Source organism: Fundicoccus sp. Sow4_F4 (assembly GCF_052116145.1).
Classification (GTDB): domain Bacteria; phylum Bacillota; class Bacilli; order Lactobacillales; family Aerococcaceae; genus Fundicoccus.
Window position 1 is genome coordinate 146,240 of sequence record NZ_JBQKLQ010000002.1, and the last position, 14,398, is coordinate 160,637.

9 protein-coding genes are annotated in these 14,398 nt (G+C 42.9%); 1 reads left to right on the forward strand and 8 read right to left on the reverse strand.

The genetic code is table 11. From position 1 onward, the window contains the following. Window positions 1–181: 181 nt before the first annotated feature. The 7 genes from araA to ACTQ5J_RS04770 all read right to left on the reverse strand — a co-directional run bounded on the left by araA (window position 182) and on the right by ACTQ5J_RS04770 (window position 9,342). Window positions 182–1,600 carry an L-arabinose isomerase gene (araA, locus tag ACTQ5J_RS04740; protein ID WP_441751326.1) on the reverse strand — a complete coding sequence of 473 codons (1,419 nt, stop codon included), beginning with the start codon at window positions 1,598–1,600 and terminating at the stop codon, window positions 182–184. A 6-nt stretch (window positions 1,601–1,606) separates the two neighbouring features. Beyond that, the gene (locus tag ACTQ5J_RS04745; protein ID WP_441751011.1) at window positions 1,607–2,305 is read right to left on the reverse strand and encodes an L-ribulose-5-phosphate 4-epimerase; all 699 of its coding nucleotides are present in this window, start codon (window positions 2,303–2,305) and stop codon (window positions 1,607–1,609) included. A 9-nt stretch (window positions 2,306–2,314) separates the two neighbouring features. Then, window positions 2,315–3,913 (reverse strand): xylulokinase, encoded by a 1,599-nt coding sequence (locus ACTQ5J_RS04750; RefSeq protein WP_441751013.1) that lies wholly within the window; start codon window positions 3,911–3,913, stop codon window positions 2,315–2,317. Window positions 3,914–4,207: 294 nt separating this feature from the next. After that, window positions 4,208–5,308, reverse strand: a complete 1,101-nt coding sequence (locus ACTQ5J_RS04755; RefSeq protein WP_441751014.1) for a GntR family transcriptional regulator — start codon at window positions 5,306–5,308, stop codon at window positions 4,208–4,210. Window positions 5,309–6,701: 1,393 nt separating this feature from the next. Next, the gene (locus tag ACTQ5J_RS04760) at window positions 6,702–7,016 is read right to left on the reverse strand and encodes a PTS lactose/cellobiose transporter subunit IIA (protein ID WP_441751016.1); all 315 of its coding nucleotides are present in this window, start codon (window positions 7,014–7,016) and stop codon (window positions 6,702–6,704) included. Between the two features lie 40 nt (window positions 7,017–7,056). Continuing rightward, window positions 7,057–8,502, reverse strand: coding sequence for a glycoside hydrolase family 1 protein (locus ACTQ5J_RS04765; protein ID WP_441751018.1), 1,446 nt, complete (start codon window positions 8,500–8,502; stop codon window positions 7,057–7,059). 135 nt (window positions 8,503–8,637) lie between these two features. Further along, window positions 8,638–9,342: a GntR family transcriptional regulator gene (locus ACTQ5J_RS04770; RefSeq protein WP_441751020.1), complete on the reverse strand. Its 705-nt coding sequence runs from the start codon at window positions 9,340–9,342 to the stop codon at window positions 8,638–8,640. A 315-nt stretch (window positions 9,343–9,657) separates the two neighbouring features. Here ACTQ5J_RS04770 and ACTQ5J_RS04775 point away from each other — a divergent pair, with 315 nt between their 5' ends. Then, window positions 9,658–12,858: a G5 domain-containing protein gene (locus tag ACTQ5J_RS04775; protein ID WP_441751022.1), complete on the forward strand. Its 3,201-nt coding sequence runs from the start codon at window positions 9,658–9,660 to the stop codon at window positions 12,856–12,858. A gap of 137 nt (window positions 12,859–12,995) precedes the next feature. Here ACTQ5J_RS04775 and ACTQ5J_RS04780 read toward each other — a convergent pair whose 3' ends face one another. After that, a complete protein-coding gene (locus ACTQ5J_RS04780; protein WP_441751023.1) occupies window positions 12,996–14,369 on the reverse strand; it encodes an FGGY family carbohydrate kinase in 1,374 nt (457 codons plus the stop codon). Between the last annotated feature and the right edge of the window lie 29 nt (window positions 14,370–14,398).

Genomic DNA, 14,398 nt, shown 5'->3' on the forward strand with positions numbered 1-14,398 from the left:
ATAATTAACTGAACCACTACTGACACCTTTTTTAACAATTTGACTCACAATCACACGCGGTGATTACTCACTTGCGTCTCCTTCAAGCATCAATCGGCATACCACCGGTAAGTTAGTCTACCGACCTTTGATGCAACTTTCCTACACTTGAAGCATAAATGACAGTAACAACCATTGTTTACTAATTAATTAACACATATTCTAAATTGAACATTTTAGCTAAATCAATCATTTGACGACTGTCTGCATCTAAGGATACTACCGTGTGATGTCCACCGCCTTCCTCGATCCATTTGGTAACACCGGTATGGAAATCAGGTTTAACTTTCCACATAACGCGCGCCACTGGTAACTTCGGTGCTGGCGTTTCTGGTGTGAACAATTCGACATCATTAATTAACAGTTTATAGTGAGTGCCGAAATCTGCCATAGAAATGACTACGCCTTCGCCTGCTTTACCATCAAACACTAAACGCGCTGGGTCTTCTTTACCACCGATACCTAAAGGCTCCACTTTAACGACTGGCTTATTGACCGCTAGACATGGATCCACTTCTAACATATGCGATTGTAGAATCGCTTCGCGGCCTGCTGCTAATTCGTAAGTATAATCTTCCATGAAACCAGTGTTTTTGTTTAAAGTCATCACCTTTACTAATCGGTCAAGGGCAGCTGTTTTCCAGTCACCTTCGCCGGCAAAGCCATAACCTTTAGCCATTAAACGTTGGACCGCTAGACCTGGTAATTGTTTCATCCCATGCAAGTCTTCAAAGTTCGATGTGAAAGCATTGTAACCTCCAGCTTCTAGGAAGCGCTCTAAGCCGATTTCAATTTTCAGTTGCTCTTTGACGCTGGCTGTAAAATGCTCTTTACTATTTTGGCCCATGTCAAAGTCGTATAGGTCTTTGATTTCTGCGTATAGGTTGTCGATTTCATCTGTTGTGACTTTCGCCATTTCAGCGACTAAATCTCCGATACCAAAGTAGTCGACTGTCCAACCAAATTGAATGGCTGCTTCAACTTTATCTCCTTCAGTTACCGCAACATTACGCATGTTATCGCCGAAACGTGCTACTTTAATTGAATGGCTGGCAATATAAGCATTGGCCACTTTCATCCATTTAGCTAATTCCGTTTTCGTGCGTTCTGTCTCCCAGTAACCTACGAGTACTTTATTGTTTTTCTTCAAACGCGCATTGATAAAACCATATTCACGGTCACCATGCGCTGCTTGGTTTAAGTTCATAAAGTCCATGTCCATTGTGTCCCATGGAATACTTTGATTAAATTGCGTTGCCAAATGTAGTAATGGCTTATGCAATAACTTCATTCCTTGAATCCACATTTTGGCTGGTGAGAAAGTATGCATCCAAGTAATCACACCGGATACGTCGTCCTGGTAGTTAGCTTCCTTCATTAACGTTGTGATTTCATCGGCTGTTTTCACCGTGTCTTTCAACACAATCTCGAAAGGTGCTGATTGATTTAACCCTTCTACAATTGCTTTGGCGTTATCGCTTACTTGCTTCAGCGTTTCTTCACCATATAAATGCTGGCTGCCGACAACAAACCAGAATACTTTTTTAGATTCCTGCATAATAGCCTCCTATTTTCCTTGCCCGTAATAGGCATTTTTTCCATGCTTACGTAAGTAGTGCTTGTCGAGTACGGCTTGTGGAAGCACGCTCGATAATGGATTAATTGACTTAGCGTAGTAGTTCATACGACAAACCTCTTCTAAGACGACCGAATTCATGACGGCCTCTTCTGGCGTTTTGCCCCACGTGAAGGGACCGTGCCCTTTTAATAAAACCGCTGGTATGGCCATCGGATCGATGCCACGTGCTTTAAATGTTTCGACAATGACATGACCTGTTTCTTTTTCATATGCGCGATCAACTTCTTCTTCTGTTAAAAAGCGAGCGCAAGGTATATCTCCGTAAAAGGTATCCGCATGTGTTGTTCCTAAAGCCGGCACATCCACACCGGCTTGAGCCCAACTAGTCGCCCAAGGTGAATGCGTATGAACAATGCCTCCGATTTCTGGAAAGGCTTTGTATAATGCCACGTGGGTGGCTGTATCCGATGAAGGGTTCATGTTGCCTTCGACTTTATTGCCGTCGAAATCAATCACAACCATATCTTCGTAAGTCATTGTTTTATAATCAACGCCACTGGGTTTAATGACAATCAATTCTTTTGCGCGATCGACTGCACTGACATTGCCCCAAGTAAATTTAACGAGGCCATGTTTTGGCAATTCGAGGTTCGCATCAAACACTTGTTTTTTTAGTTTCTCTAACATAATGTCTCCTTATAAATACTTGGCTGCCGTTTGTTGTAAAGGCAAAGCTTTCTCAAAGGCATCAATATAATCAACATAAGCTTTTGTGTCGGCTACATCGACTGCGACGGTGACTGACTGAGCGGTTTGGAAGACTTCTTGATTTAAGTAAGCGGCTAAGTCTAACTTGCCGTTTGCGTGCAGGTAAGCAGCTAGAACTGCCATTCCCCAAGCGCCCCCTTCACCAGCTGTTTCCATAACGGTTACCGACGACTGCATAACTGAGGCGAGGACTTTCTGGGCGATCAATGGGGTTTTGAAAATCCCACCATGAGCGACCGTATTTGAAATTTGAATGTTTTCTTTTTCTAGTAGAATATTCATGCCAAATTTCATACTTGCGAAAGCTGAGTTTAAATTGGCTTGCATAAAGTTCGCAAGATTAAACCGTCCGTTTGGATTTCTGACTAACATTGGACGTCCATGTTCAACTTGGACACTGTTTTCACCTGAGTGGAAACCATAAATGACCATTTGACCGGCATCTGCGTCGGCTTCTTGTGACTTGTTGAATAGTTTTTCGTAAAGATCGTTCGTTGAGACTTCGACGCCCATCGTTTCGAAAACTTCCTCAAACATCGACAACCAATAATTGATTTCTGACGTACAGTTGTTAATGTGGACCATCGCGACATCTGCACCGGCTGGTGTGGTCACGATATCTATCTCTGGATAAACCGCTTTCAGTTCTTTGTCTAGAACAACCATCGCGAAAGCCGATGTACCCGCAGACACATTGGCAGTGCCTTCTTCTACTGCATTCGTTGCGACCATGCCTGTCCCTGCATCTCCTTCAGGAGGTGCCAGTGGAATACCTGCTTCTAATTGACCACTTGGATCCAATAGACGAGCCCCGCTTGAGGTTAACTGCCCAGCGGCTTCCCCTGCGACAAGAACTTTTGGCAAAATAGCTTCGATATTTAAGGCATAACCCAGTTGAGAGATAGTTTGATTAAAAGCTGTTAACATATCGCGTTTGTATTGCTTGCTTTGACTGTCGATTGGGAACATGCCTGAAGCATCACCTATTCCGAGAACACGTTTGCCCGTTAGCTTCCAATGAACGTAACCTGCTAGGGTAGTTAATTGGTCGATGTCTACGACATGCCTTTCCTTGTCTAGCATGGCTTGATAAAGATGGGCCACGCTCCAACGGTGTGGAATATTAAAGCTAAATAATTCTGATAAGACTTTCGTTGCTTGATCCGTGTTACCATTACGCCAAGTTCTAAAAGGTACTAGTAACTCGCCTGATTTATCTAAGGCAATGTAACCATGCATCATGGCACTAAAGCCTAATGAACCAAAGCCAGTTAAGTCATGTTGGTATTGTTCTTTGACTGCTGCTTTAAGTTGAGCGTAGGCTTCTTGAAGTTTTTGCCAAATCAAGTCTTCGCTGTATGTCCAAAAACCTGCGTCACTTAATTCGTTTTCCCATTGAGACTCACCACTTGCTATGACCTGAAACTTCTTATTAATCAGTACTGCTTTCACTCGTGTCGAGCCTAGTTCAATCCCTAAACTAGTTTCTCGATTAGCGAGTATTTGTTTCATTGCTTCTTTTGTCATCTTCTCACCTCGTGTATAGCGCTTTCATTTACAATTAGAATATACCATACACATTTCTTGTTAGCAAGAGAATTCATACGGACATCTTCAGATTGATTTTAGGTTTATCGTTCGGCTAGCCAAGTGGTAAGTAGCGATAAACAGGATGACACCAACTGTTGTTGGGTTATTAACCCAAAAACTTGTTCGCCTTATTTTGTCCGAAGGGTTGGTCATTTGTTTACTTTGACCTAACAAGTTGTGTGGGTTTGTCGATTGGTGCAGCGTACAAGTTGCATAAAAAAACACCTCTTGTTATAGAGGTGTGGGGGAATTGTCGCGAACCGATTCTTTCTCGACGATGCGGGGGGCAAAGAGCATCTGGTTGCTTTCTTTGACTTTGCCGCGAATGGCTGCGACGATCCAGCGGGCGGCTTCGATGCCGAGTTTTTCTTTGGGGTGGCTGACGCTCGTGATCGGCGGGTTGAAGTTATCGCTGAGGGTCGAGTCGTCGTGGCTGACCAAGGAAATGTCGTCGGGTATTTGAATGCCTTTAGCGTTCAGGTAGTTGCCGACTTCCAGCGCAATTTCGTCGTTATAAGTCAGCACAGCGGTGTATTGCGTGAAGTCCGTCTGGTCCAGTTTGGTCTTTAGGTTAGCTTTGTCTTCGGTTTCGTAGGTAATTATCGCATCATTGGCGAAGCTCAGCTGGTGTTTGGCGAAAGCCTTCACGTAGCCTTTCAGACGGTATTTGCCTTGTTTGTCGTCAATTTTCATGATTGCCAGTATTTTATGGTGGCCTCTTTCAATTAGGTAGTCCGTCGCGATATATCCAGCGCGTTCGTCATTGACGCCGACCGAGTTGGTGTCGAATTCGCTATAAGTCGAGTTGAGCATCACAAAGGGAATTCCTTTGGCATTCAAGTCCAGATACAAGTTCGTATTAGGGTTGAAGTAGCTGCTTTTGGTCGGCTCGATAATCAGGCCGTCAACGTTATTGCTGATCATTTTCTTCAGTGCGCTTTCCTCATCTGCATAATTGTTATGAGTGCTGGCTATCAATAGGCCAATATTTTCTTTGTTCAGTTCTTTTTCAATCCCGCGGATAATCGACGGGAAAATGTAGTCTGATAAATAGGTTGTGATAACCCCCACTAGTAGTGGTTTGGCGTCCGGGCTTTGGTGCTGCGTTTCGTCATAGGCCACATAGGTGCCAGAGCCCTTTTCTTTTCTCACGTAGCGCTCCTTCACCAGTAGTGAGATCGCTTCGCGTATCGTGTGACGGCTGACGTCATACAGTTTGGTCAGCTCGTTTTCCGAGGGGATGGCTTCGCCATATTTATAGTGTCCCTCTTCGATTTGTTTTTTCAGTTTATTCGCAATAAACACATATTTTATTACGCCATCTTCAAACATAACACACCTCCTAACTCTTAGTATCTTGGGATTGAGTAAATGAGTTCGCATACTTTAGATGATAATTGAAGCTTTAATAAAACCCAAACGAAAGTTCAGGCTTTTATGCCCGATATGCCAATAATCATAGCACACGCCAACCCTCCTGACAAAATATTTCTTTTCGGTAGCTGGCGAAAAGTCCCGATGGTGCTTGTCATGTTGTGCGTAAAAGTGGCGTAGGGTAATCGAACCTCGCCGGTTAGAATGGTTTTAAGTGTAATTGTTCTATTCAGATTTTGAGTGGACACGTTAAACTTTTAATGGTCCCACTCATGTCGCGCGTGGCGAGTGGGATAATTAGAATCTTGCATAAGACCACAAGCCCATAAGGTGTCACTTCACTATCGTTGCGTGACAATTTTACAAGACCAAGGCTCTTTATTTAATCGTCCGAAGAGTAACTTCGGACACCTTTATCTTGTCATGCAAGAACTGGTTGATCACAAGCTTGTGAATGGAACATACGCTGGGCTTACAATCGTGTCATATAGCTTAAGTTGTGCTGGTTGAATCAAGATATCTTGGTTCGTTTGACGCAGGAATACAGAGATCTTCAGCCGTGCGTGTGGCGAACAAAGTTTTCTTCGCTCGTCAGGGCCACGACCAAAGTTCTCTTCGCTCGTCAAAGCCACGACCAAAGTTTTCTTCGCTCGTCAGGGCCACGAACAAAGTTTTCTTCGCTCGTCAAAGCCACGACCAAAGTTCTCTTCGCTCGTCAGAGCCACGAACAAAGTTTTCTTCGCTCGTCAAAGTCACGAACAAAGTTTTCTTCAGTCGCCAAGTTCACGACCAAAGTTTTCTTCGCTCGTCAAAGTCACGACCAAAGTTTTCTTCAGTCGTCAGAGTCACGAACAAAGTTTTCTTCGCTCGTGCGAGCCACGAACAAAGTTTTCTTCGCTCGTCAAAGTCACGAACAAAGTTTTCTTCGCTCGTCAAGGTCACGACCAAAGTTTTCTTCGCTCGTCAGAGCCACGACCAAAGTTTTCTTCGCTCGTCAGGGTCACGACCAAAGTTTTCTTCGCTCGTCAGAGCCACGACCAAAGTTTTCTTCAGTCGTCAAAGCCACGAACAAAGTTTTCTTCGCTCGTCAGAGCCACGACCAAAGTTTTCTTCGCTCGTCAAAGTCACGACCAAAGTTTTCTTCAGTCGTGGCTAGGTATGAGCGAGAAAACTGTCTAATTCTTCCATATTATGCCTTTCAACTAGACATTCTTTAGTTAAATCGTCGCGAATATCATGAGCGACACCTTTATGTTTTATGAAGAAAAAGAGTGACCCTGCAGAATATGCGCGCGCCCCTGATAGACAGAAAGACTTCGCTCGGATAAGGAGCGGAGTCTTTCTGTTGGGTTTAGTCTAGCCTTTTGTAGAGTTCCATCATTTCTATGGCGACTTCTCGCATCGCCATGCCGGTCATCAAGTGGTCTTGGGCGTGAACCATGAGAATGTCCATGGTGATGTCCTCGCCAGCCGCAAAGGCCTGCAAGAACTCGGTTTGCGCTTGGTGAGCAGACACGAAGCTGTCACTGGCTGCGGTGAGTTTGGCTTGGGCCGCTTCAAAGTCACCATTGCGCATTAAGCCATAAGCTTCTTGGGTCAAGGCGCGACCTTCTCCACTGGATAGTATAATTTGAAAGGCAGCTTCTTGTAGTTTCTTAGCATCCATATCATTGACACTCCTTTTTTAGTTTAAGCCTGACTGTTTATTAATCATATTTTGGAAAAGGGGCGTTGTTCTCGATTACTTTCTTGTACCAGTAGAAACTGTCTTTCTTGTAACGCGCCAGTTCCTTTTGGTCAGTTTCATCGCGGTCGACGTAAACAAAACCGTAGCGTTTCTGGTAGCCGTTCAACCAGCTCAATAGGTCCGTGAAACTCCAGGTACAGTAGCCGATGACGTCAACGCCGTCAGTAATCGCTTCTTGGATCGCGATCAAGTGGTTGTTGATGTAACGAATGCGGTAGTCGTCGTGAATCGCCAGGTCGTCTTCCAATGTGTCGTACTCGCCTAGGCCGTTTTCTGTAATCAGAATGGGTAGGTTATATCGCGATTGAATACGACGTAAGGCAATGCGCAGCCCCGTTGGGTCGATGTCCCAATCCCAGTTCGTTTGTTCAACTTTAGCATTGTGGACCTGTTTGTACATGCCAGGAACGCCACTTTCAGAAGATGAGCCTTTCTCACCACTATAGTTGGCTTTACCTGCACCAACACCGTCGTGCGGGTTGTGGGCAACTGTATTCGTTTGATAATAGTTTAAGCCCATAAAGTCAGGCGTCCCCTCTTTTAACAGAGCTGTATCAGCTTCAGTCATTTCAGGTAAGGCGTCAATCGATGCTAAGAATTTGAGGGCAACTTTTGGATATTCTCCCCGCGTGTAAACGTCCATCCATAGGTGCTCGTTCATTTCGCGGTTGTTTTCCGCGGCCAATTGATTCAATGGATCAGAGTCGAGCGCGTAAGTAGGTGAGTAAGCATAGCTTGGCCCAATTTTCCCTTCGATACCTAATTCACGGAAACGTTTGATGGTCGCCGCATTGGCTAGGAATGCATGGTGATTGGCCGTATACATGCGTTTTTGATCCGATATATTTGGTGGATGGACCGCCATCATGTAGCCGTGTGAAGTAAAGACGTTCTGCTCGTTCAAGCTGACCCAATATTTGACACGTCCGTTGAAACGTTTGAATAACACTTCTGAATAGTCCGTAAAGTCTTCAACGATTTGGCGGTCTTCCCAGCCTTGGTATTTCTCTTGCAAGGCTGCTGGTAAATCCCAGTGATAAATTGTCACAACAGGTTCGATGTCGTGAGCAAGCAATTCATCAATCAGGTCATCGTAAAATTGTAGACCAGCTTCGTTGACTTCGCCCGTTCCCTTAGGCAAAACACGGCTCCAAGCCACTGAGAAACGGTAAGCTTTCAAGCCAGCTTCTGCCATCAAAGCAACGTCTTCTTTATAACGATTGTAGTGATCCACTGCCACTTCTCCGTTTGAGCCTTTAAATGTTTTCCCTGGAATTTTTACGTAATCATCCCATACGGATGGACCTTTGCCGTCGGCGTCCCAGGCTCCTTCAATTTGGTAGGCAGCCGAAGCGGATCCCCACAGGAAATCCTGTGGAAATTCTGATAATTTTTTATGATACATAGTGACACTCCTTATGATAGTAGTCGTTTTCAAGTAGTTAGATAATCCTTAGGCAAAATAGAGCTTTATTTTGACCCCTGTTTGACCGGGCCCGTCTGAGCGATTTTATTAAACTCAGCGCTTTGTAAAGTTGGTCTAATAACGTAGACTGGGCACGAAAAATTGCGCCTGATCTTTGTGATAACGTAGAACCGAATAGTTAAATGGTTCGCCATTATGCAAGTAGTAAATACTCTCCGTCAATAAAGTCGCATCATTCTCACGTTGATTCAACAATGGTGCGTGTTCCTTCGATAAATTACTGATACGAAAATAAATATCCGCGAAACCAAATGACAACTTCAAATCTTCCTGCAAATAAGTAAAGACCGACGCCCGCCCGATTTCTTCATTCAAGTACAAGACATGACGCTTGCTGTAATAGGATTCTTCCAAGCAGTAAGGCAAGCCCTGAATCAATCGCTGACGCTTCAAGCAGTAGACATCCTCTTCCGGCGACAACTTCAACAGTTCCTGCAACTTCTCTTCAGCCTTCAGCGTTTCCAGCGACAAGACTTCCGCCTGCAAATCAAAACCAGCCAAATCATTCGCAAAGCCTTCAGCACCGGTCAAATTAATGAAACCTGGCCTTTGTGATTGCCTAACGAAAATCCCACTGCCACGTACTTGATAAATTAACCCTTTGATTTCCAACACCTCAAGCGCCTTAATGATTGTCGTCTTACTAACCTCAAATTGCTCAGTCAACCGATCAAGAATCGGTAGCTTATCCCCTTGTTGCAGTTGTTCATCCTTAATAAAGACCTCAATCTGCTTCGCCACTTGCTCGTATTTCAACATAATTCCACCCCCTACACAATATGATTTCTATACTTATGGTGATCGCTTGTGGCGTTTGTTAACTTACCATTTTATTATACACATACAATAATAGTTTGTACATATAACTTTTCTAAGATCGAATGATGCAGAAAACGAAAGGATTCTTTGAAGGATCTTGCAATTTTCGTAAGATCGAATGAGCCGGTTGACGTGCTTATTTTCCCCTTTGTCTGAAAATTTCATCAATTTTCGTGCGTTTATGCACTACTCATAAATATCCAATTAAATAGATGCCACACTGAATGTAAATAACATTTATTAAAGGAGTCAGATATGAGAAGAAGTATTTCTCGTAGAGATTATCATTCGACTGGTGCTAAAATCATGCGAAAGCTAAAAGGTAAAGGTTGGGTCGCCGCTTCAACTGGTTTAGCGGTGTTAACGGGTCTTTCTGTAGCAGTTTCACCCATCCAGGCTGCAAGTCCTCAAGCCGTTGAAAGCGTACTAAAGTCAGTATTGTCCTCAGACTTTGAAGAAAAGTCGGCCTTAGTAGAAAATGAGGCCATCAAGGAAGAAAGTAGTAAAGCCTTAGACAAGGTTACTAACAAATGGACGGCTAATTCTGTGGAGGATATTAGATCAGAAATCCAACGTCAAAAAGATGCCGGCTTAGATGCTTATGTCATTCAATGGGGAGACACTTTAAGTATACTTGCTGCCGCAACGGATCAGGATACTGTCCTTCTTGGAAATTTAAATGGCATCACCAATCGAGATTATATTATTACGGGTGATATTCTAAGTGGTATTCTAGAAGTGGAAATCCTACCAACAGCTAGTCAGACACCCGTTCAAAATGTCGTAGTTGCTCCAAAGGCGCCGAATCAAGTTGAACAACCAGCTAAACCTGTTGTTCCAACAACACCGGTGACACCTGAAACTCCTGTCGTGCCTGAGAAACCAACTGTTCCAAGTGAACCAGCGGAACCTGACACTCCAGAAGTGCCTGAAGAACCAAGTGAACCAACAGATCCTGACACTCCAGAAGTGCCTGAAGAACCAAGTGTACCAACGGAACCTGACACTCCAGAAGTGCCTGCAGAACCAAGTGTACCTGAAGCTCCGGTATACGTGGATGAGGTTATTCAGGAACATACTGTAGAAGACGCCACACACAAAGTCCTGTCTGAAGAAATTCTTTACGGCGGTGAGTCTGGTGAAGAAATCACCACAGTTGCTGGCGAACGTTACATTCTCTCAACTGATACAGTAGAAATCAGTCGAGACATCAAAGAAGAAGAAACTACAACAGAAACCTATACAGAAGAAATACCGGAAATCTTCGAAGGTGAGATAGAAGTTCAAGTTGGTGATGATGAAAACGGTGAGCCAATTTATGAACAACAATTCGTAAAAGAAGCAACTGGAAACATGCTTACAATTGAACACACTAGAGAAGTGGTTGTTTCCCCTGCATCAACTACCGTTGTATCACAAACAACGACTATTTACGGACTTCCTTTCAATGTCATCACTCAATACGACAACACTTTAGAAGTTGGAACGCAAGAAGTGATACAAGAAGGCATTGAGGGGCAACTATCATCACTCTCCACCACGACAACAGTCAATGATGTAGTAACTGAAACTTCATTAGCAACTGAAACAACTTTAGTCGCAGCTCAAGATAAAATTATTAAAGTTGGCACGAAAGAAGTTATTGGAAGCAAAAAAATCGTTCTAAATAGTACGGTGACTACACGAGGATTAATCCACCGAACAGATCCTACTCTTTATGAAGATGAAGGTTCGACAATCGAAGGTCAAGATGGCTTCGTTAAGACAACCGTTGAAATTTTAACGATGGGTGAAGAAACGACTGAAACGATTATAGATAAAGAAACACAAGAAGCGGTCTCTGATATTAAAATTATCGGTACTAAACCAATCACCACAACAGAAAAAATAACCGTTGAGCGCCCGATTGCTTTCGAAACTGAATACAAAGAATTCCCAGGTTCAGATAAAACGGAAACGATTCTTCAAAAAGGTGTCAACGGTTTAGCAATTGATACTTATTTAGTCACTTATACTAAAGGCATCGAAGATAAACGTGAGCTACTTAATAGTGAAGTTTCTCTGAAACCGATTACTGAAATTATCCAAATCGGTTCGGTTACTTCTGAGGTATACCGTAAAGAACTGGCTGTAGAAGAAAAAGTCATCGCACCTGAAGTGTATTATAATTACAATCCAGATTTAACTAGTGATGTGCCTGTAACTACACGCGAAGGTGTTGATGGTTTAGTAAACTATCACTACGAAATTTCTTATAATAATGCAGGCGAAGAAATTGGACGGCTTCTAATTGGCGAAGAGAAGATAACTGAAGCTTTACCAAAATTAGTTGAAGTAGGAAGTAATTTAATTGAAATAAAAACTAGCGTTAGACCTACTCAAACCACTAGTGCCTATGATATCTTGTTCCATAGAAGGTTAAGTTTAACGGAAAGCTTTAAAATTACCCCTGACATGATGAGTGACTTCATTGAAATTATCGAAGATTCATCATTGCCAACGGGAGAAATTGTGGTAGTTGATGAGGGGTCTCTCGGGCTGACTCAGTTTACTGAAGGTTACTACAATGGACAACTTATATTCATAGAAGATAATCATGCAACTGAAATTGAACAACCAAGGAAAAAAATTATAAGAGTCGGAACGAATGCCAATTCTTTTGCAGAAGATGTGGTTAATCCAAATTCTATTAAATGGATGGGAGTCGAGATTAAAGATTATCAATATGATCAAGACGGCAATACGGTATATGATGAGACTGGCGAGCCAGTATTACAAACAATCACTGTTGACATTCCCGATTTAAATCTTTATTTTAAGGAAAACGCTCGTAAATTTAGTGCAATTGACTTAACTCAAGATCAATTGAAAGCAATTGATAAGATTCTAAATGCAGGAGATTCTTCTTACAAACTTGACGAAGAATACTTGTATGGCACACATAGGTTAAAAGGAGAATATTACTCTAGTTTATTTAACAAAACATCTCATTACTTAGAATTATTTAATGTAAAACACTCCTATACCGATTTCCAAGACCAGTTTCATAACGTGAGGTTCAACGAAGAAGATTTTGAACTTGAATTGGATTTAAAACCAGAGTTAATTACCACTGTATACAATCCGACAGTTAATTTTGCTTATGCTGAACCAACTTTAACTCTAATAGACAGCAAGTATGAAAATGGATCTTTAATCGAGACATTCACTATGGTTGAAAAGAATTCTATTTCTAATGGATATACATCGATTTATGACCCTACAAAATTCAACGAAGAACTGTATGACGGGGCGTACGGTGAATTTGGAAAACTAACTCGGACATTTGAAGTGGTTAAAAAAGATGGAGTAGAATCTAGCCGTAAATTAATCGACTATGATTTAACTCCAAGTATAATGTCAACTATACTAGAAGGTATTAGAGGGGGGTTCCGGGTTACAGGCGGTAAAGGCTAAACTTCTAACTCATAATAGCTATTTAAAGAGTCTTTTGTTATGATGACTATTCTATTGATCCTCAAAACATTAAAAGAGCTGACGCGGTGCGTCAGCTCTTTTCTAATTTACCCACTTCTCTTTTCTCCACCTAGCGACTAAAGAAAAGCTCTTTCACTCATTTCCAAGAAACCAGCATACAAGTCACCAAAATCCGCCTCTGGATTGGGAGTAACCACCCGGTAATTACCCTGGAAAGTGATATTTTTGGATACCGCAATGCTGCCTAAGGTTTCTGCATTAGGCAACTTGGGTACATATAATGTATACCCCAAGACATCCGCTAAAAGCTGCGGCATCGCTTGAAGGCTCATGACGCCTCCTACCACGCCCAAAGCTTCAAAGTCGACTAATTCAGCCAACAAAGAAACGTTGTGCTTAATATTAAACATCATGCCCAGTATCACAGAATAAAGAATCGACTCGCGGCTACTGGTCCGGGTTAACTTAAACAAGTGCCCAACGGCAGACTCATCCCAAAGCGGGGCTCGTTCACCGTTCAAGTAAGGTAAAAAGACCTCACGAGTATCCGGTCTTAACTCAGCAACCTGATCTAACTCTTTAAAACTACTGTTAAATATCCGATTAACCCAGGCTAAGACATCGGCGCCGTTATTACTCGGCAAGCCCACCAAATACCGCTCGGGCTTAATATAATAAGCAAAGTTTTGATAGTCCGGGTTCAATTGGGCACTCGTATGTACCACTCGTACCGCATGGCTGGTTCCAATTGACAAGACCGCAACGTTCTTTAAATCATCGAAGACATAATTTGACGAAATGCCATCCGATGTCCCAATCGTCACAGATACCTTAACACCAGCTTCAGTAGCCCCCGCAAGAATAGCCAATGCCTCACAGTTATAATCCACTTCAACCAATCTCGGTAACAAATCAGCTGTCAAACCGATTGCCTCTAAAGATGCCTCATCCCAAGTCAAGCTGTCAATATTCAATAAGCCACTCGCCGCCGCATTACTCTTATCAAGTACCCACTGGCCGGTCAAACGCTGAAACAATAAGTCCTTAACCGACGCCACTTTCAAGCCCCGCACATACAATTCACGCAACTTATAATAAGGGTTCATCGTATGAATTGGCGTACCAGTACGTAAATACTGCGCTCGCTTCAAGTCATTAGTCTCCGCGTGAATCACTTGGGATCCACGCTTATCGGCCCAAGTCACCAGGCCACCCACTAAAGCAAAGTCCTCATCTAACAACTGCAGGCTATGCATGGCCGTTGTCAGAACTATTTCCAACTCTGACATCTTAACCTTCTCCAACAACTCAGACACCGCCGCCACAATATTGCGCCAGATTTCTTCAAAGGATAACTCAAACACATCATCGGTACTCACAATATCCAAATGCGGATAGCTGAGCGTAGAATGTAATTGATACGTCTCATCAAATAAATTCACCTTAATATTTGTCGTGCCAACATCGATACTCGCAATAAAAGCTGTCAAATCCACTCACCCCTTCTGTCTTCCAATAA